Here is a 20,465-nt window from a genome sequence, read left to right on the forward strand (position 1 = left end):
TTCCTTAGTGTTATTTTTTTATTCAATTAATTATTAACATTCTTTAGAACGCAAATTTCATTTTACTTTAACACATATAAAAGTTTTTGGACCTCTCTATTCTATAGTTGCAGTAGACTTATCTTTCTTAAACAGAATGATACTACTTGGTAATTTCAATGTTCAAAATTCATTTTTTTTTAACTCCTGTGAAAGTTTTTGAGCCTCTCAATCCAGTAGTTGCAGTAAACTCAATTTCTAAAATTGAATTAAAACTTTTATAATATCTTTAAAATAACATCAAAAAATGATAAGCTTATTTTTCAACTATTTTCAAAATTCGAAATTGAAGCTGAAAATTTCACAAATTGACGCCATGAAATAAACAGACAATTCTGTCTATTTATTATTTATCTTTGACTAGCTATGGTTTACAAAACTGAAGCTATCGTTCAAGACAGCAAGCAAAATACAATCTGCAAAAAAAATCATTGAAAAGCTTATCTGAAACATTACAGACACTAAGCAAAAATTATCATAACAAAATGGAAAATCAGGAACAGTTGAACTATAAAGATATTCTCTCGCCTGTCGGATTAATCAGGGCAATTGCTTCTGATAAAGGTCTTGTGGCAATTATCTGGGAAGGTGAAGATTATAAAAGAACCAAACTTTCTGTACCTGTGCAAGAAAATAATCATCCGATACTTTTGCAGACTGAAAAGCAATTAAGCGAATATTTCGAGAATAAAAGAACAACTTTTGAAATTCCTCTTGATTTTAAAGGAACTGAATTTCAGGTAAAAGTTTGGGAGGCTTTATTGAAAATTCCATACGGAGCCACCAAAACTTATGGTGACTTGGCAAAAATTCTTGGCGATATAAAAGCAGTTCGCGCTGTTGGAGGAGCTTTAAATAAAAATCCAATCTCGATTATTGTTCCGTGTCACAGAGTTGTGGGAGCATCAGGAAAATTGGTCGGTTTTGCGGGTGGCCTGGAAAACAAATCTATTCTTCTCGATTTGGAGTGTGGTTTTACTATCCCAAGTTTATTTTAAAACAACATTTAAGCTGTGAAGAAAAGCACAAATAGTATAGTTTTAAAGGAAATTGAAACCTTCCATCCTGATAATTTTCAGGATTTATGTAAGCATTTGGCAAGTCAGGATCAGGATTTAAAGCTAATTTTGGAAAATCATGGTTATCCTCCAATGTGGACGCGTGAAAATACTTTTGAAACCCTCGTTCATATCATTTTAGAACAGCAGGTTTCTTTGGCTTCTGCTTTGGCAGCTTTAAATAAATTAAAAGAAAAATTGACAGAAATTACTCCTGAAAAAATTCTTCAGTTAAATGATGAAGAAATGAGAGAATGCTATGTCAGTCGTCAGAAAAACATTTATATCAAAGGCTTGGCAAATGCAATTGTAAATGGTGAAATTGACCTTGAAAAACTTTCGAAGATGTCAAATGATGAGTTACGAAAAGAATTAGTCAACTTAAAAGGAATCGGAAATTGGACTGTTGACGTCTATTTAATGTTTACTCTTCAAAGAACAGATATTTTCCCGATCGGTGATCTGGCTGCAGTAAATGCTTTAAAACGCCTGAAACAAATTCCTACAAAATCTACTAAAGAGGAAATTCTTGAAATCAGTGAAAGGTGGAAACCTTTCCGATCGATAGCTTCAATGATGCTTTGGCATTACTATCTTTCTGCTCCAAAAAAACCAAAGAATCCTTAATTTAAATTCTGCACATCATATTATTTGTGATATGCCTTAATTAAAAAAAATCAATCGGTTTAATTGGGAATATGAAATGTGAAACAAGTCTGCTCATCGGTGGAATCTACAGACAGTTTTCCGTTGTGCGCTTTAGCAATTTCACTGGCAATATACAATCCCAAACCTAATCCTTCCTGTCCTTGATGTACTTTTCCTCGGGAAAATGGCATAAAGAGATGTTTTTTTGCTTCGCTGGATATTTTATTTCCTTTATTGATTACGCACAGTTCAAAATGATCAGATTCTGTTTTTGCACTTACAATGATAGGAGTTCCTTGTTCTCCGTGAGTGATTGCGTTGCCCAATAAATTTGAAAAAAGCTGGGCAATACGTTTATGATCTCCTTTAATTTCCTTATTTAAATCAAGATCCGTAAGAATCAATCTATCAGGATAGACTACTCTCAGTTCATTGATCACCTGATTAAGAACATCTTCCAAACTGTCATTATTTTCATAATTTAGTTTAATTCCTCCTCCAAGACGTCCGCTTGCAAAATCAAGCATATTGTCAATAAGACCTTTTGTACGGATTGTAGAATCCTGAATAATCTTTACGAGCTTCATATTTCGTTCGTCCATAGAACTTCTCAACAAAACCTGAGCAGAAATAGAAATCGCATTGACAGGATTACGCAAATCGTGACCCAACATTGCAATAAACTGTTCTCTGATTTCCGCATCTTTTTGTTCCTCCAGCAATTTGTTTTTGGTCTCACTCAGCGTCTGAATAGAATCTAGGTTAAACGCAATCAATTCAGCGAAAAGCTTAAACATATTGATTGTTTTTTCGTTGTTCACCAAGGCAGGTCTTGGATCTATTGCGCAAAGAGTACCGAAGAAATCTCCATTTTTCAGAATCAAAGGAATTGAAATGTAACTTTGAAGACCATACATTTTGGGAGTATGATGATCAGAATAAAGAGGATCTTTGTCTACATAATCTATCGCAACTGTTTCCTGAAATTCTCTTACCTGATGACACAGCGTAGTTTCTACCTTAAGTTCGCCACCTATTCCTAATCCGAAGTTGATTTTATCATTGACGGCACAGGCAATCCAACGGTTTTCTGTCACTCTTGCAACCACTGCATAGCCCATTCCCGTTGTACTGCAGATCACTTCCAATATATTTGCAACAGCCGGAATCTGGTTAACCTGTTCAATATCTTTTTCAAAATCGCTTTCAATTGTACGAGATTCCATATAATTCTTCGGTCTTAATTAGTTTAGAAGGCATTTTCTTAAAGCTTTCCCAATTGATAAAGGTAAGAATAAATCCACGACATTTACAACGATTTTAGATCTTGGAAAAACGTAAACAATAATTCCTATTACTTGTCTTCTTTATTTTGCTAAAATATTTTGAGAATAATCTTGTTGAAATCATACCAATAAAAAAGCACCAATTAAGAAAATCAGTGCCCTTTTATTTACATCATTTGTGAATTTTAAAATCACATTACTCAGCTTTATTTTTAAGCAACATCAAAAGACTGTAAGCTCCTTTCTGAACTATTTTCTTATCCTTTAAATGATCTGCTTTTAAAATTTCGGTGAATTTATCATCATAAATCCCTGTGTTTACAGGAATCATTTTGTATTTTTTGTTTCCTAAATCTTCAAAAATGTAGTTTTTATTTTCAAAAGAAACCACAGATTCGCTTGGTAAACCAAGTGTGTATCTGCTGTTGACCGAAACTTCTCCATTAATGTACATTCCTTTAATAAAATCAGGATTTGAAGCTGAAAGTTTGGCAATCGCATCTGAAGAACCTCCGTTTTCAATACTCGGAACAAGGCTGATAATTTTTGCTTTCGATTTTTTCTCCGGGTTTTGATTGTTGTACACCAAAATTTCCTGTCCGATTTTCACATCATTGATATCATTTTCAAAAACTTTTAATTCAAGCAATAAACCTGTTGGATTAATCAGTTCAAATAAAGTGTCTGAAGGATTAATATACTGTCCGTTATTCACTAAAATTTTGCTTACAAAACCGCTAAAAGGCGCATAAACATTTATTCGGCTTCTGATATTTGACGAATTCAATCCTTTTGCATTGATCCCGATGATTCTTAGTTTTTCTTCTAAACCTTTTAAAGTCGCATTCAATGTAGAATAATCTGCCTGTGCAGTTTGCAGGGTTTTATCACTACTCGCTTTGCTGGTATTCAAATCCTTTTGACGGTTTAGATTCAGTCTCGCTGACTCCATTTGTGCTTTTGTCACCAGATAATCCTGTTGCAGCTGAATAAATTGAGAGTCTTCAACAACTGCCAAAACCTGACCTTTGCTGAAACGGCTTCCGTTAATCACATTAATCGATTTGATATGACCGCCCATAATACTTGAAACCGAACTGATATGAGACGGAGCAATATCAACGGTACCATTCAGACGAACCAGTTTTTCCATTGTTTTATTTTCAAGAACTGTGGTCGTTAAACCCACAGATTTTATTTGCTGGTCTGTTAACTGTACCGTATTCTGGTCTTTTTCTTTGAATTTTGTGTTTTCATATACTGTTTTTTCCTCTTCTTTTTTTCCTGAACAAGAAGATAAAATGAGGGCTAAACTTAAACTGTAGATAGATATATTTTTAAAAGACATTTTGCTGTTATTTTGATAATAAGAAATTAAGTTCCGATCCGATTTGGTTGAGTCTTTCCAGATTTTCGATGTATTCCACCTTTGTTTTTACCGCCTGATTGGTTAGAATTACCCAATCTAAATAATCAATTTCACCCACTTCCATTTGCTTTTGAACGGTTTTTAAAATCGTTTCAGATTTTGGCAACTGCTTTTGCTCGTAGCTTTCAACAACTTTCAGTTGATTCGTGTAATTATTTACTTGCTGAACAAATCTGTTTTTCAGTTCAATTTCTTTTCGTTGATATTCGTTTTCAGAAATGGCAACTTTTGCTTTTGTCGCTTTTGCCAATGCTCGCTGACCTTTCGTAAACAAAGGAATTCCAACGCCGACCTGAACTGCATTAAAACGATTGTTATTCAGATTTTTCATGCTTTGATTCATGTATCCAACCATCAATTCGGGTAAAAGCTTAGATTTTTCAAGCTGAGCTTCAGCTTCATTCACTTTTATTTGCTGATTTAAATACTGCAATTCAGGATGTTGCTGAATCATTTCTTCGGAAACCTGAAGATTAACATTCATCATTGGTTGATCTGAAACCGGTTGATAAGACTCATCAGACTGAAGCAATAACTGAAGCTGAAGTTTGGCGATATTCAGATCATTTTCAAGCATATTCAACTGTGTTTTTGCCTGTTCGTTCTGAATTTCGGCAGTCGATTCCTCCAAAATATTAGCTTCTCCTTTTTTGAGTCTTAAACTCGCTTTATCTGCGAAACTGCTGTACAATTTGCTGATATATTCTATCACTTTTTTCTTTTCCTGAAGCGTAAGAATTCGGTAAAAAACATCAGAAACTTCTTTTTTTAATTGTGCTTTTGTCAGGTTTTGATTAATCACACTTGCATTCCATTCTGCATCAAGCATTTTTTTTCTTTTGGTATAAACCGTAGGAAAACTAAAACGTTGAGAAATGGAAAAAGTATTATCTGTTTCTACACCTTGAAGCTGCCCGATTTGCGCACCGAATTCAGTTTGCGGAATATCCAGATAACTTGCTTTTAGTTTTTCCTGATATTCGGAAATTAATTTTGAATTTTTTAAAGTTCCGTTTTGCTGAAAAGCTTTTTCTAAAGCCTGTTCGTAGGTAATATTTTCCTGCGCATTTATTGCTCCGAAAGAAATCAGAAATAATAATGCGGTGAGTTTTTTATGATTGTTTGAAAATTTCATTTTATTTATTTTAAAGACTTTTTTATTTAAAAAATGGTCTTTCGATTTTAAGTGAAACGCCTTTGTATATCTTAATTATTAAATTTTATTTTAAATAAATCTTTGCATCTCTTTGCGTTTAAATTATCGCAAGGTTAAACAAAGATTATTTATAGGATTCTTTTTTAAGATAAACAATGCCACTTCGTTTATTGAAGAAAAACAAGGATGAATTCTAAGTTACTTTATCCAGATATTTTTAACTGTTTTTTTTTTAATCTTATTAAACTTTTTCTTTTTACTGACTCTTTCAAATAAGACATAAAGAATCGGCAAAACGAATAAAGTTAAAAGCGTTGCGAGCATTAAGCCTCCGATAACAACTGTTGCCAAAGGTCTTTGAACTTCCGCTCCGGCTCCGTTGCTGATCGCCATTGGTAAAAATCCTAATGATGCCACAAAAGCAGTCATTAAAACCGGACGAAGACGGATTCTGGTTCCCATTAATACAATTCTGCTCGTATTTCTTATTCCGTCTTTTTTAAGTCGGTTAAATTCTGAAATGAGTACAATTCCGTTCAAAACCGCAACACCAAAAAGGGCGATAAAACCGATTCCTGCACTGATGCTGAAAGGCATCCCACGTAATGCTAAGAAATAAATTCCGCCAATTGCCGATAAAGGAATTGCTGTGTAAATCAATAAACTATGTTTTACAGAACCGAAAGCGAAGAATAATAAAAGGAAAATCATCACCAAAGAAATAGGAACGGCAATTCCTAATCTTGCTTTAGCTTCATTTAAATTTTCAAAAGCTCCGCCATAAGAAATCGTGTAGCCTGCAGATAATTTCAAATCTTTGTTAACCTTCTGCTGAAGCTCTTCTACAATACTCTGAACGTCTCTGCCACGAACATTGAAGCCCACAACAATTCTTCGTTTTGTATCTTCCCGCTGAATCTGATTCGGACTTTCCTTTAACTCAACCTTTGCCAATTGATGCAACGGAACCTGTCCTCCATTCGGAGTGGGAACCAAAAGATTCTGAATGCTTACAATATCTTTTTTATGTTCCTGATCCATTCTTACAACGACATCAAATTTTCTTTCGCCTTCATACAAAGCACCCGCAGTTTGCCCTGCAAAAGCCATATTGATAACTCTATTGACTTCTGCAACCGAAATATTGTGACGAGAAAGCTGAGCACGATCGTAACCAATCACAACTTGTGGAGCGCCAACAACGGGTTCTAAATACAAATCCTGAGCGCCTTTTACTGTGGTAATAATTCCGCCTAATTTTTTAGCGTAAACCGCCAAACTGTCTAAATCTTCACCATAAATTTTACAAACAACATCCTGTCTTGCGCCCGTCATTAATTCATTAAAACGCATCTGAACCGGAAACTGAAAACCTGTCGTTAATCCCGGAATAACTTTTAAAGCGGTACTCATTTTTTCTGAAAGCTCAGGAAATGATGATGCTGAAGTCCATTCTTTTTTAGGTTTCAAAACAATAATCATGTCTCCTGCATCCATTGGCATTGGCTCTGTTGGTATTTCGGCACTTCCGATTTTGGTGACGACTTTTTGAACTTCCGGAAATTGTTTTAGAAGAATTTGTGCAGCCTGCGTTGTTACCTTTTTGGTTTCTTCGATATTGCTTCCCTGAAGAATGCGCATTTCAACAGCAAAGTCGCCTTCCTCTAAAGATGGAATAAACTCCCCTCCCATTCTTGAAAGTACGAAAACGGCTCCTGCAAACAGAATTACAACTGTGAGTAGAATTGTTTTTCTGAATTTTAAAGCTTTCATCAACAGCTTCTGATGACCTGTTTCGATTTTAGTCATCACTTTATCAGAAATATTGTCTTTTGTTTTTTTCTTTCGACTCAAAACTAAAGAACTCATCATCGGAATGTAAGTTAAAGACAGTAAAAATGCTCCAATCAATGCGAAAGCAACCGTTTGAGCCATTGGTTTAAACATTTTACCTTCAATTCCCTGAAGCGTAAAAATTGGTAAATACACAATTAAAATAATGATCTGCCCGAAAACCGCACTGTTCACCATTTTCGTTGCTGAACTTGAAACCTGGCTGTCCATTTCAGCTTTTGAAAGCATATTGTCTTTTCCGAAATGTTTTTTGTGGGCTAATTGATGTAAGACAGCTTCCACAATAATGACGGCACCGTCGACAATCAATCCGAAATCTAAAGCTCCGAGGCTCATTAAGTTTCCTCCGACTCCGAAAATATTCATCATAATAATGGCAAAAAGCATCGCTAAAGGAATTACAGAAGCGACCAATAAACCGGCTCTGAAATTTCCGAGGAATAAAACCAAGATGAAAACGACAATTAATGCGCCTTCCATCAAATTAGTTTTTACGGTACTGATTGTATTATTCACCATTTTCGCTCTATCTAAAAATGGCTCAATCACAACACCTTCCGGTAAAGATTCCTGGATTTTATCTAATCTTTGTTTAATATTTCCAATGACTTCATTGGCATTTTCACCTTTTAGCATCAAAACAATTGCTCCTGAAACTTCGCCTGTATCGTTGAAAGTCATTGCACCATATCTTGTTGCGAAACCAATTTTCACTTTTGCGACATCCTTGATATGAACCGGAATCCCTTCTTTTGTAACGGAAACCTGAATATTTCCTATGTCTTCCGAGCTTCCTAAAAGACCTTCACTTCTGATGAAAAGAACTGTTTCTTTCTTTTCTATATAAGCTCCGCCTGTGTTTTGGTTGTTTTTTTCCAGCGCATCAAAAACATCATTGATATTGATATCAAAAGCCTGAAGCTGATTAGGATTAATCGCAATTTCGTATTGCTTTAATTTACCTCCGAAACTACTGACATCAGCAACGCCTTTTGTTCCTAATAACTGTCTGCGGATTACCCAATCCTGAATGGTTCTGAGTTCTGTTTCGTCATAAACGTGTTCGTACCCTTTTTTGGCTCTTACAACATATTGGAAAATTTCTCCTAACCCAGAAGAAATAGGACCTAATTCCGGTTTTCCGATTCCTTCAGGAATATTTTCCTGAACCAATTGCAAGCGTTCCTGAACCTGTTGACGAGCCCAATACACATCGGTATCATCATCAAAAACAACAGTCACCAATGACAATCCAAAACGTGAAAAACTACGGATTTCGGTTATTCCGCTGATATTGCTTGTTGCCTGTTCGATAGGAAAAGTTATCAACCGTTCGATATCTGCAGCGCCATAAGAAGATGCAACAGTGATAACCTGAACCTGATTATTGGTAATATCCGGTTGTGCATCGATAGGAAGTTTTGTGGTTTCATAGATCCCAAAAAGGATGAGCCCAATGGTAAAAAGAGCGATAATGAGTTTATTCTTTACAGAAAACTCAATAATTTTATTTAACATGAAAAAATTATTAATTGAATTAACAAGAAATCGACTGCTTTAAGGAAAATCTTAAAGCATTGATATTTAGATTAAAAATCAATTAACAAAAGCGCGGTGGCTGGAAAATTCGTGAAAGATAAAGATCCGAAAAGCCCTTATCGTGATAAATGAGGATTTTTGATGAGGTCACCATCTCCGGTAATTTCTCAATATGAAATATAGTTTCGGGAATCTGCGCATGAACCATCAAAACAGATGGCGGATTGATAAACGGAAGCTGTTGATCTGTAGCCCAGTCTTCATCTTCCTCATGATTATCATAATGTTCCAAAAGAAATTCTGCAAAACTCCCTTGATATTCCATCGCATGTTCTATAAATACGGGCATTTTTAAAACTTCAGCCAATGAAGTTGTAGCCAGTACATACATTACAGAACAAAAGATGGATACCCATTTTATCATGGCTGCAAAGATAAGTCTTTTATCATTTTAAAACTTATGGGTGTGTTAATAAATTTTTAATAGTAGTTAGAGGTTTGAGGAGATGATTTTAATTCTAAGCGATTCCACAAAATAGAACAATTCTAAATTAAATAAAAAAGAATAACAAAAATCATTCTTCAAAAAAGCTTTTTTATAATAATTACAAATACCACACGCATGCATCATTACAGTAAAAATACTGAATTTCAAAAAACAAAAACTCAATAAATTTGGGCAACTAAAACTATTAACCATGTCTAACTTAAAAAAACTTTGCAAAATTTCTATGCGGTCTGATCAGGACTAAAATATCACAATTTTTATTTTTCAATTGTATTAATGTCTTCCTAAAATGATAAGAAGACAAGTTATAGTAACACCAAATTCCAACGAAATGATTATCCAAAAAATCTTCAACGTCGACGATTATTATTACGACGTGTTCATGGCTATCTCAGAATCTCTCACCGGGTTTTCCGTGAACGAACTGCAGGCTACAGGCTTAGCCGAGACTTATTACACGCATATTCTTCATCAGATAGAAGCTGTAACTTTTACAGAATTTCTGAATATTTCTAAAGATATTCTTGAAAATTCTACTACACAAAACCAACTGAATAACGCTATTTCTTCTGACATTCTTGCCAATCCTGCGACTCAGGATATTGCCAACAGCATTATCACGCTTTGGTACCTTGGAACCTGGGAAGGCGCTTACGTCAACGATTTATCTTACAAAGAAGGATTGGTCTGGAATGTAATGCAAGCTCATCCACCCGGAGCAAAACAACCTGGCTTTAAATCTTGGGGCATAAAACCTGTAAACAGCAACTCATGAATCAAAAAGAAAAATTACAGCAGAAAAAAGATGTAATCATTGTGGGAACCGGAATTGCCGGATCTCTGATTGCAAAACTTTTAACCGATCATGTTTTTGATACAGAAAAAGGAAAAATGATCCATCGTTCTGAAATGAACGATTCAAAAACATATAAAGAATTATCTATTCTCATGTACGAAGCCGGTTTAGAAGCCGGAATAGAACTGGATTCCGCAACTTCTATGACGACTTACAACGATTACATCCGTAAATTTTACATGGAAGAAGCTAAAGTTCCGAACTCGCCTTATCCGAATCTGAAACAGGCACCTTCACCCAATGTTTTAGATATGGAACCCATCATTCCGCCGTTTCCTGATAAAAAAGGATATTTGGTTCAGTTTGGTCCGATGCCTTTTGCGAGTGATGCGATAAGAGTTGGAGGCGGTACTACCCTTCACTGGTTGGGAACTACACCGAGAATGCTTCCGAATGACTTTAGATTAAAAGAAAAATACGGCAGAGCAATGGACTGGCCGATTGATTATGAAACGCTGAAGCCTTATTATGAAATGGCTGAGTTTGAAATAGGAGTTTCAGGAAATGTTTCTGCTCAGGAATATCCAATCAAGGAAAGTATGGAAGAATATTATGGTAAAGATTATGTTTTTCCGATGGATGAAATTCCGCAAAGTTATATGGATCAGCAGATTATTAGCGGATTAGCAGGAACTTCGGTTCAGTTGAATTTTAAGAATATTCCGTTGATGATGGTTCCTTCTCCGCAGGGAAGAAATTCTACTCCGAATATTGCTTATGGAAAAGCAAAATTAATCAAAGCAAATTCTTCAGATTCAGGATATAAATTATCATTAAATAATATCGAACACGAAGATTACAAAGCATTGGGCGCAGTCTGGAATCCTTACATGGGAGAACGTTGCGAAGGAAATGCTTCTTGTGTTCCGATCTGTCCGGTTCAGGCAAAATACAACGCTTTGAAAACCCTGAAAAAAGCACTTTATAAAGTCAATAAAAACGAAAACCTGCAGAGAAATCCTCATATTCAGATTCAGGCGCAGAGTGTAGTTTACAGATTAAGTGTGGATCAGGCTAATCAGGAAAAAATTTCAAAAGTTCATATAAGAAGGTACACTTCCAGAGAAAAAACAGATTTTATTGAAGAAGAAATCGACACTACAAATTCTGTTGTCATTCTTGCAGCCAATGCTTTTGAAAATCCTAAAATTCTTTTAAATTCAAAATACACCGTTATCGAAAACGGACAAAAAGTTGAAAAAACAGTTGCCAACAGAAGCGATCAGGTAGGAAGAAACCTCATGGATCACATGGTGATGCTTACTTGGGGATTGTTCCCGGATCCGGTTTACTCTTACAGAGGTCCCGGTTCTACCACCAACATTTCATCTTTCCGCGACGGAGATTTCAGAAGCGAATTTTCTGCGTGGATTTCTCCACTGGATAATTGGGGATGGAGTTGGCCTGCTTTTTCACCGGGATCTGATCTTTCAGAATTTTTGGGACAGGGACTTTTCGGCGAAGAATTAAAAGAAGCGTTAACCTACAGACTTTCGAGACAGGTTTTATTCCATTTTGAAATAGAACAGCTTCCAAATCCTAACAACAGAGTTACCATTAATGATCAATATCTTGATGCATTGGGAATTCCGCGTCCTGTTATCAATTATGAACTGAATGAATATGAAATGAGAGCAATGGAACAGGCAAAATTGGCTTCTGATCAAATGTTTGCAAGATTGAATATTGAAGATTTCACAAAGTATAACGCAACAGATAACAATACTTTCGTGTACAACAATGTGAGATATTCTTACAACGGAGCCGGTCATATCGTGGGAACTCACAGAATGGGCGACACGCCGGATGATTCTGTAACCAACAGCTATTGTAAATCTTGGGATCACCCGAATTTATACATCGTCGGTGCAGGAAACATGACCACTTTAGGAACTTCAAATCCTACATTAACCTTATCAGCATTCACAATACGTTCGGTAGAATCTATATTGAAGGATCTGGAAACAATTTTAAAATAGAAAGAAATGAGACAAAGACTTATCAATAAAACAGAACCTCAGGAAAGTAATATTAACATATCTTCAAGAAGTTCTTTAGCCCAAAATACAATCGAAGCAGAGGCAATTTCGCTTCAGTCCTTATTATTTGATTCAACAATAAATAAACAAGACTGGATTGAAGGTTTAAAATACCACAGCAAAACGCTTACAAATCTGCTATTAAATAATCAGATCAAAGAATTTAATGACTATTTAAGTTCACAATTTTCCGGTAAAATTTCAAATTTACAACCTTCTGCAGAGCTTTCGAAAGGACAACTTTCTGAAGTAAAAAAAGGATTAACAGAATTAGACTATCGCCCTATTTTACAGGATCTTTTGCAAACAGCAATTTTAATCGAGCATTCTACGATTCCACCTTATCTTACGGCTTTATATTCCATTAAAGACGGCACCAATATTTTAGCATCACAAATTATCAGAAGTGTTGCTGTGGAAGAAATGCTTCACATGATTATGGTTTGTAATGTAATGAATGCGGTAAGTATTCAGCCATCGGTAAACAGACCTCAGAACTACCCTAATTATCCGATGAAATTGCCGATGAATGTTGATTTTTTTGTTGGTCTGGAAACTTTTTCTACAAACAGTATTGCTACTTTTATTGCGATTGAAAGTCCAAGTAATCCTTTGGTAAAAGCTCCGAAATATACTCCTGAAGCAGAAAATTCGGCTTTATATTCTAAAAGTGCGGTTCAGGAAAATAATCTGTGGACGCTGGAAAACATGAAAGATTTTATGATGCAGAATGTTCATACCATTGGTGAATATTATGACGTTTTATTCTTTTACATCGTTGTTTTCCAAATCATTGCTTATTACAAAACGAACGGAAAGCTTCCGCAAAATTTTGAGGAATTAAACACAGGTGGAATTTTCACTGGAGATCCTACAAAACAAATTCGTCCGGAACAGTATTACGGAAGCGGAGGAAAACTACATCCTGTAGAAGCTTTGGATGGAGTAATTGCTGTTTTTCAAGAAATTAAAGGACAAGGTGAAGGTGCAGACGATTCTATTTTTGATGTAGATCCTTCGCAGTTTGAGGAAGGTGCAGAATTGGCGCATTATTTCAGATTTAAAGAAGTTTTTCATGAGCATTTTTATCTTGGAGGAGATTACAGACCTTTCACCGATGAAAACGGAATGATGCCTGTAACCACTCCACCTGTAGGAAAAGAATTACCGGTTGACTGGAATGCAGCTTATCCGATGAAGCCCAACCCGAAAATGAGCGATTACCAATCGAATCCGCAATTGTACGCACAGGGAAAAGCATTTAACCAAACGTATAAAAACCTTTTGGATGCCATTCAGGCTGCAGTAGAAGGTAATGCGAAAGAATTGGAAAAATCAATTATGTATATGTATGCGTTGAAAGAACAGGCCATCGGATTGATGAGTCAGCCTTTAAATTCGACTCAAAATGCAGGGCCTACTTTTGAATATCCTGCAAATTAAATTTAAAACTAAACCATCAAAAACTAATACCATGTTAAAAAGAAATAAAGAAAGTTTCGGACAGGAAAACCAGTTTCTAAGAACTGCTGCTCCAAATCAGGATCAGGGCACGAAAGATTATTTAGCAAACCTTATGAAGGATTACTCTAAGCTTTTGATCGATGATCCGGTGAGACCTTTTAGTGAAGAAAATCTTCAGGAAATTGCAAATAATGTAGATTATGGTGTTTTGGAAGCACTGAATGGAACTTGGGTAAGTTATAATGCCAATTACAATACAAACATAGGCAGACCTTCTCTGGGAAGCGGAATACATACGACCATTATGCCTTCTCCGGGTACGAATCCGAGTACAATTCCCGGAAAATTCAGCTTTGATACTGAAGAATATATTGAAAAATTAACTTTCGAAATCGTTCCCGGAGGTGTTCGTAACCGTGGTGGTGCAACCGAATTATTTTGCGGTGCTGTAAAATATGACCAAACCATTAAAAGTGTAAATAAAGTAGAAGGAAATTCAGAGTTGCAATACGCCGGAATTCATGAAGAAAACGGAATGTATCTTTGGCTAAGTGATGTCTACAATTATGCTGCAACGAAAGAAACCATAGAAAAAGATCGTGGAATTCACGCATTTTCTACTGAAGATTTTGAAAAATACGGATACAAAGGCGAATACAGAAATGAGCCATTGGTCGAAGTAAAAGACGAAAACGGTAATTCTTCATACATTCTTTTGAGCCAGTTGAAAGAAGGTCAAAAATATTACGAAATTATTCCTGCACAGGAAATTAAACCAATGGATGGAATTTCAGGACCTTATTTTATCCCTGATTATTCTATCTCAAGAAGTGGCGTTATTCCGCATGGAAGCACGATTACCGTTTTGGGAGATATTACCCCGGAAAGTGTTGATAACAAAACATTCTATCTTAGAAAAGGTGCTCCAAAATTTCCTACCGGTATTGCAACTTGGGATCCTCCTCACCTTGCAATTTCACCTACAATGGGTGGTGCAGGAGGTGCGATTAACCTTGACGAACCAGCTCCGGCTTGGGTTCACGAAACATTAAACGATGAAAATGATAAGGGTTCAAACAAAATTTATACGCAGAGAATATTGGCCGATGAATTGTACCCTTACTGTGTAAGACCGGATATGCGATTAAGAGATACGTTGAGCGGGCAAACTGTTGCCAATTACGTCCTTATCCAAATGTCATCCAAAATGGCAACCGGTGCACAAGGCGGTATTTTAAACGTTCCTTTTGTTAATCGTTTTGTACCCACTGTAGAAATAGAATTTAACTTGTGGATTGAAACCGTGATTGAAGACGGAAAAGAAATTCTTCAGCTGCAGTACGAGCAAATTATATTTTTCGAATTCGATTTTGGAAATGACGGCGGTACAACAAGCTGGCCTCATATTCAGGTAAATACGCTTCGAAAAATTGAGGATATTCCTGCAGATCAAAGAAAAGTAATTGAAGAGCAGTTCTTCAACGCTCCTTCTGCAATGAGTATGACAACACCTGCTTCAGTTACCGAACGTGTTGCAAATGCTCCTTCAGGTTGCCCTTATCACAAAAGTTAACATAAGAAAATTTGGAAAAAAATATTTTTTTTCTGAGTATCAGTCACTTTTCATTCCTCATTTAAGGATAAATTAATAATTAGAAAAAATAAACATTTCAATATTGAAATGTTTATTTTTTTATGGTTTTAAACAAATTCAAAAGAATTTAACCCAAACTAAGAACCTGTTTAATTTTTTATTAAATGTTTTCTATTGCCTTTGTCTTAATTGTCTAAATTAAAGTATTTAGTTATTTAAGCAGGATATGATTAAGAAATCAACACATTGATTTTGTATTAAGTTTTTAAGACAATGATCTTAATTTCTTAATGTTAAAAATAAATATCAAATTTAAATAACCTCTAATTATAAATATATATTTTTAAAGGCAATTTAGCACCTCCAAAATATTCTCATAAATGAAATTTAATTCATCTGAACTGATACAATAAGGTGGAACCAAATACATGACATTTCCTAATGGACGCATGACAATTCCTCGAGATAAAAATTCATCATACAGCTTCTTACCTATCTCGTTAAAATAAGAAGTTTTATGGTCATTTTTAATTTCCCAAGCTAAAATAGTTCCGGTTTGTCGTACGTTTTCAACTTTTGAATGCTCTTTTAAAATATTCAAAAAATGAAAATGTTGCTCCGAAATTCGCTGGATATTTTTTTGTGTTTCATCATTCAACAAAAGCTCCATACTTGCCAAAGCAGCAGTACAAGCTAACGGATTTGCTGTAAAAGAATGCCCGTGAAACAACGTTTTATATTTATCATCAGACAAAAATGCTTCGAAAATTTCATTAGTAGATGTTGTAATTCCCATTGGCATCGTACCACCTGTCAAACCTTTAGAAAAACACATAATATCTGGTTTTTCTGAAAGATAATTAGCTGCAAACAATTTTCCTGTTCGTCCAAAACCTGTGAAAACCTCATCCTGAATCATCAAAATTCCATTTGCTCTGCAGAATTTCATTAAGTTATCCAAATCTTCAGCATTGTACATCAACATTCCTGCTGCTCCCTGAATGAGCGGTTCGTAAATGAAACAAACAACTTCATCCTGATACGCTGAAATTTGGGCTTTGAGATCTTCAATATTTTCAGAAGTAGGAGTATCAATAAAAATGACTTCAAATAACATTTCTCCGAAAGGTTTTGTCCAAACACTTCTTCCGCTTACCGACATTGCCCCGAAAGTATCGCCGTGATAAGCGTTTTTAAATGCTAAAATTTTCGTCTTTTCCTTTCCCTGATTGTAAGCATGTTGAATACATATTTTCAAAGCGACTTCCACGGCGGTCGATCCGTTATCAGAATAGAAAACTTTCTGCTGATTTTGAGGAAGAAGTTTTAGTAAATTTTCAGAAAGTTGTATCGCTGGCTCATGAGTAAAACCCGCAAAAATAACCTGCTCTAAAGTATTCAACTGTTCAGAAACCCGTTGTGCAATGTAAGGATGCGCATGACCGTGAAGCGTAACCCACCATGAAGAAACGGCGTCAATGTATTTGTTTCCTTTATCATCAAAAAGGTAAACTCCTTTTCCTTTAACGATAGGAATTGCATCATCTGCAGTTTTCATTTGCGTGTAAGGATGCCAATTGACGGCTCTGTCTCGCTCTTGTAAATTCATAGATTATAGAGATTAGAAACTAGAAGTTAGCTTTCCAGGTTTCAAATTGATCTATTACTTTTTCAGCTTGTCTTTTCATCGGTTTCAATCCTAAGGTCTGCAGCATTTGCATATCTTCAGAAACTCCTGGATTTGGAGTTACCAATAAAGTTTCTCTTTCCCCTGTAAAAATTGAGTTTGCTCCTGCCATAAAACACCACCCTTGTTCAAATTCTGTCATTTCAATCCTTCCTGCGCTCAGACGAACCATCGATGAAGGCATTACAATTCTTGCGGTAGCGATCATTCTTACCATTTCCCAAGTGTCAGTTTTTTCATTATTTTCAAGAGGTGTTCCTGCAACTCTTGCCAATGCGTTGATAGGAACAGATTCAGGATGTTTTGGCATCGTTGATAATGTCAACAACATTGAAATTCTGTCTGCATGCGTTTCGCCCAAACCGATAATTCCGCCTGAACAAACTGTAATTCCTGCTTTTCTGACGTTGTTGATGGTATTAATTCTATTATCAAAAGTTCTTGTGGAAATAATTTCTTCATAATATTGCTCTGAAGTGTCCAAATTGTGATTGTACGCATACAAACCAGCTTGTTCAAGACGAACAGCTTGTTCTTCTGTCAACATTCCGAGCGTACAGCACACTTCAAGTCCGAGTTCATTCACTCCTTTTACCATGTCAATTACACGATCAAAATCACGGTTATTTCGTACTTCTCGCCAAGCTGCAGCCATACAGAAACGGGAAGAGCCGTTGTCTTTTGCTTTTTGAGCATGTTCGATTACTTTTTCAGTTGGCAATAAAGCCTGAACTTTAATATTGGTGTGATAACGTGCAGCCTGTCCGCAATACGAACAATCTTCTACGCAACCACCAGTTTTTATAGATAATAGAGTTGACATTTGTACCTCTTCCGGATCATGCCATTCTCTGTGAACGGTTGCTGCTTTATAAATCAATTCGAGAAGAGGAAGATTGTAAATCTTTTCGATCTCTTCTTTTGTCCAATCATTTCTCAATTTTGTTTTATCTATCATATTTTCTCTAATTGTTTTGTAATACGTTCTATATTTTCTTTTGTTATTTTCTCTATGTCGGGAATTATTATAATTTTGGTTTCCTCCTGAATATTTTTACAAATCACTCTTTCTGTATCTTCAGGGAAATCTCCATTTAAGATCAAATACTCAAGCTTAATATTTTTTTGCTCTAAAGCCATCAGTGATAATAAAGTATGATTGATGCATCCTAAATAATTTCTCACAACCAAAGCAACGGGAAGGTTTAGTTTTTCAATTAAATCAATAATGAATTCCTCATCAGAAATTGGAACCATCAATCCTCCCGCTCCTTCTACAATTAAATTATTTTGAGTTTCAGGAAGTTTAAAATCATCACTGTTAATTAAAACTCCTTCTTCCAAAGCCGACTGATGAGGTGATGCCGCAAGTTGCAATCGATATTTTTCAGGATGAATGAGCACATTTTCACCCACCCATTCTTTAATTTTCATGCTGTCTGAAAAATGTAGATCTCCAGACTGAATGGGTTTCCAGTAATCAGCATTAAAGTATTTTGTGAGAATTGATGAACAAACAGTTTTTCCGACTTCGGTTCCGATTCCGGTTACAAATAATTTCATTTAAATAAATCTTTTAATAATTTCACTAAGTGTTACAATTTCTTCTTCTGTATTGAAGCTGTGAAGGCAGATCCTCAATCTTTCTGTTCCTTCTTTTACCGTCGGACTAAAAACAGCATAGGTTAAAAATCCTTCATGCAATAAAGTTTCCTGCAAATCTTTCAACCGATGATTATCTGATATTAAAACTGCCTGAATCGGACTATTTTCAGAAGATGGCGTTTTTATATTTTGCTGATGAAAAATTTTAATGTTTTCTTGTAAGCTGGAAGATAAATTGGAATTTATTTTTAAAAATTCATATCCGGTTTTTACACTTCTCCACTGAATATCCTGAGTGGCGGTAGTGTAAATAAATGGTGATGCAAAATTCACAAGATAAGATTTGATAACCTCATCACATAAAATTGCCGCACCATGTGAACCGAGCGCTTTTCCGTAAGTAATTACCGTTGCCAAAACCTTTGTTTGCAATTGGTATTTTTCAACCAAACCGTATCCAAAAACACCAAAAGAATGAGCTTCATCTACAATCAAAAAAGCATTATATTTTTTAGTGATTTCTACAATTTCACGAATTGGCGCAAAATCTCCATCCATCGAGTACAGACTTTCTATTGCAACGTAACAATTCCCGTTTTGTCTTTTTAAAACTTGTTCCAAATCGCCAACATCATTATGCTTAAATTTTAATTTTTTAGCATGCGACATTTTACAGGCATCATGTATGGATCTGTGAATTTTTTCATCAACAATAATCGTATCATGACGGTTCGGAAGTGTAGAAAACAGAGCTAAATTGGCATTGTATCCGGAAGAAAAAAGCAATGCAGATTCATTTTGATGCTCTTTTGAAATAAAGTTTTCTGTTTCGATAACCTCTGTACTATTTCCGCTGATCAATCTCGAACCAGTACTTCCTGAAAGCAAATGAGGATGATCATTAATTTGTTTTAATAATAAATTTCGTAACTCTTCATTTCTTGCCAATCCCAAATAATCATTAGAATAAAAATCGATACCTTCTAATTTGGGTTTTAATATTCTTAAAGTTTGATCTGCTTTTCTTTTATCCAGAGCCTCCTGAAAATAATGAAGATGATTAAGCATAATCCGGTTTCATCACTTCTTCAGTTATCGCATTCACCCAGTCGGTGTGCAAATCTTTTTCAATTTCTATAATTTTCTCTGCGTGTGGTTTCCAGTACTCAGAAAATTCATCCAATTGATGGATCATTTCTTCCAAATGTCCTTCTTCTTCCAATATAATCGATTTCACCATCACTTTTGAATTGGTTTTGGTAAGAACTTCCTGATATACAGGATATAATTCATCAGCACGAACTTCAATTGCATACGTCACGAAAAGATAAGCCGCATATTTTAATTCTTCTTTTGTCAAATCGAAATGAGCAAGAAGATACTTACACGCTTTAACATCCAGAGCATGAAGATATTGTCGTGTTGCGATCGGTGCTAAAAGCTCGTTGCCTTCATAAGTTTTACATAATTCAGGATTTATTTTCCCAATTTGTTTTTTAAGATAATATGCATGACGATGCTCTTCACAAGCATGTTTCAACTGTATTAAATTTACTTTTGTAGGATGTTCGCAAGCAGAAATTTTTCTTGCTCCCGCATTTTCCATAAAAGACAGCGTATTGAGCCATTTTGAATGAGCTTCATTATCGCTTACGATTTTATCAATAAGATTATAAAATTCCATTTGTTTTTATTTTGTTTCA

The 20,465-nt window shown here is 35.3% G+C and carries 15 protein-coding genes and 1 pseudogene; 6 read left to right on the plus strand and 10 right to left on the minus strand.

The annotated features are described in order from the left end of the window. Positions 1-524: 524 nt before the first annotated feature. Both OEW74_RS02135 and OEW74_RS02140 read left to right on the plus strand, forming a co-directional pair. The gene (locus OEW74_RS02135) at positions 525-1,037 is read left to right on the plus strand and encodes a methylated-DNA--[protein]-cysteine S-methyltransferase (protein ID WP_265426923.1); all 513 of its coding nucleotides are present in this window, start codon (positions 525-527) and stop codon (positions 1,035-1,037) included. A 15-nt stretch (positions 1,038-1,052) separates the two neighbouring features. Beyond that, on the plus strand, positions 1,053-1,724 hold the full coding sequence (locus tag OEW74_RS02140) for a DNA-3-methyladenine glycosylase family protein (protein ID WP_265426924.1): 672 nt from the start codon (positions 1,053-1,055) through the stop codon (positions 1,722-1,724). A gap of 59 nt (positions 1,725-1,783) precedes the next feature. Here OEW74_RS02140 and OEW74_RS02145 read toward each other — a convergent pair whose 3' ends face one another. The 5 genes and pseudogenes from OEW74_RS02145 to OEW74_RS02165 all read right to left on the minus strand — a co-directional run bounded on the left by OEW74_RS02145 (position 1,784) and on the right by OEW74_RS02165 (position 9,433). Further along, positions 1,784-2,971 (minus strand): GAF domain-containing sensor histidine kinase, encoded by a 1,188-nt coding sequence (locus OEW74_RS02145; protein ID WP_265426925.1) that lies wholly within the window; start codon positions 2,969-2,971, stop codon positions 1,784-1,786. 256 nt (positions 2,972-3,227) lie between these two features. Continuing rightward, positions 3,228-4,379 carry an efflux RND transporter periplasmic adaptor subunit gene (locus tag OEW74_RS02150; protein WP_265426926.1) on the minus strand — a complete coding sequence of 384 codons (1,152 nt, stop codon included), beginning with the start codon at positions 4,377-4,379 and terminating at the stop codon, positions 3,228-3,230. A 7-nt stretch (positions 4,380-4,386) separates the two neighbouring features. After that, a complete protein-coding gene (locus OEW74_RS02155; protein ID WP_265426927.1) occupies positions 4,387-5,595 on the minus strand; it encodes a TolC family protein in 1,209 nt (402 codons plus the stop codon). A gap of 240 nt (positions 5,596-5,835) precedes the next feature. Further along, a pseudogene (locus tag OEW74_RS02160) lies at positions 5,836-8,988 on the minus strand (efflux RND transporter permease subunit); the annotation flags it as partial. An 82-nt stretch (positions 8,989-9,070) separates the two neighbouring features. Next, complete coding sequence (locus OEW74_RS02165) at positions 9,071-9,433, minus strand: hypothetical protein (RefSeq protein ID WP_265426928.1); 363 nt, start codon at positions 9,431-9,433, stop codon at positions 9,071-9,073. Between the two features lie 415 nt (positions 9,434-9,848). Here OEW74_RS02165 and OEW74_RS02170 point away from each other — a divergent pair, with 415 nt between their 5' ends. From OEW74_RS02170 to OEW74_RS02185, 4 genes are read left to right on the plus strand one after another with little or no spacing between them, the layout of a single operon-like run. Then, positions 9,849-10,292, plus strand: coding sequence for a sugar dehydrogenase complex small subunit (locus tag OEW74_RS02170; RefSeq protein WP_265426929.1), 444 nt, complete (start codon positions 9,849-9,851; stop codon positions 10,290-10,292). Beyond that, entirely contained in the window at positions 10,289-12,352 is a 2,064-nt protein-coding gene (locus tag OEW74_RS02175) for a GMC oxidoreductase (RefSeq protein ID WP_265426930.1), read from the plus strand. Before OEW74_RS02170 ends, OEW74_RS02175 begins: the two co-directional genes overlap by 4 nt. Before the next feature lie 6 nt (positions 12,353-12,358). After that, positions 12,359-13,855, plus strand: a complete 1,497-nt coding sequence (locus tag OEW74_RS02180; RefSeq protein ID WP_265426931.1) for a ferritin-like domain-containing protein — start codon at positions 12,359-12,361, stop codon at positions 13,853-13,855. A 31-nt stretch (positions 13,856-13,886) separates the two neighbouring features. Beyond that, complete coding sequence (locus tag OEW74_RS02185) at positions 13,887-15,449, plus strand: peroxidase, FMP-type (protein ID WP_265426932.1); 1,563 nt, start codon at positions 13,887-13,889, stop codon at positions 15,447-15,449. A 364-nt stretch (positions 15,450-15,813) separates the two neighbouring features. On the opposite strand, the gene bioA is transcribed toward OEW74_RS02185, so the two are convergent. From bioA to OEW74_RS02210, 5 genes are read right to left on the minus strand one after another with little or no spacing between them, the layout of a single operon-like run. Beyond that, positions 15,814-17,079, minus strand: a complete 1,266-nt coding sequence (gene bioA / locus OEW74_RS02190; protein ID WP_265426933.1) for an adenosylmethionine--8-amino-7-oxononanoate transaminase — start codon at positions 17,077-17,079, stop codon at positions 15,814-15,816. 19 nt (positions 17,080-17,098) lie between these two features. Then, positions 17,099-18,115 carry a biotin synthase BioB gene (bioB, locus tag OEW74_RS02195; RefSeq protein ID WP_265426934.1) on the minus strand — a complete coding sequence of 339 codons (1,017 nt, stop codon included), beginning with the start codon at positions 18,113-18,115 and terminating at the stop codon, positions 17,099-17,101. Further along, positions 18,112-18,720 carry a dethiobiotin synthase gene (gene bioD, locus OEW74_RS02200; RefSeq protein WP_265426935.1) on the minus strand — a complete coding sequence of 203 codons (609 nt, stop codon included), beginning with the start codon at positions 18,718-18,720 and terminating at the stop codon, positions 18,112-18,114. The genes bioB and bioD overlap by 4 nt, the downstream gene beginning before the upstream one ends. Continuing rightward, positions 18,721-19,830 carry an aminotransferase class I/II-fold pyridoxal phosphate-dependent enzyme gene (locus tag OEW74_RS02205; protein ID WP_265426936.1) on the minus strand — a complete coding sequence of 370 codons (1,110 nt, stop codon included), beginning with the start codon at positions 19,828-19,830 and terminating at the stop codon, positions 18,721-18,723. Continuing rightward, the gene (locus tag OEW74_RS02210) at positions 19,823-20,446 is read right to left on the minus strand and encodes a hypothetical protein (protein ID WP_265426937.1); all 624 of its coding nucleotides are present in this window, start codon (positions 20,444-20,446) and stop codon (positions 19,823-19,825) included. The genes OEW74_RS02205 and OEW74_RS02210 overlap by 8 nt, the downstream gene beginning before the upstream one ends. Between the last annotated feature and the right edge of the window lie 19 nt (positions 20,447-20,465).

The organism is Chryseobacterium sp. YIM B08800, from assembly GCF_026163565.1.
Classification (GTDB): Bacteria; Bacteroidota; Bacteroidia; order Flavobacteriales; family Weeksellaceae; genus Chryseobacterium.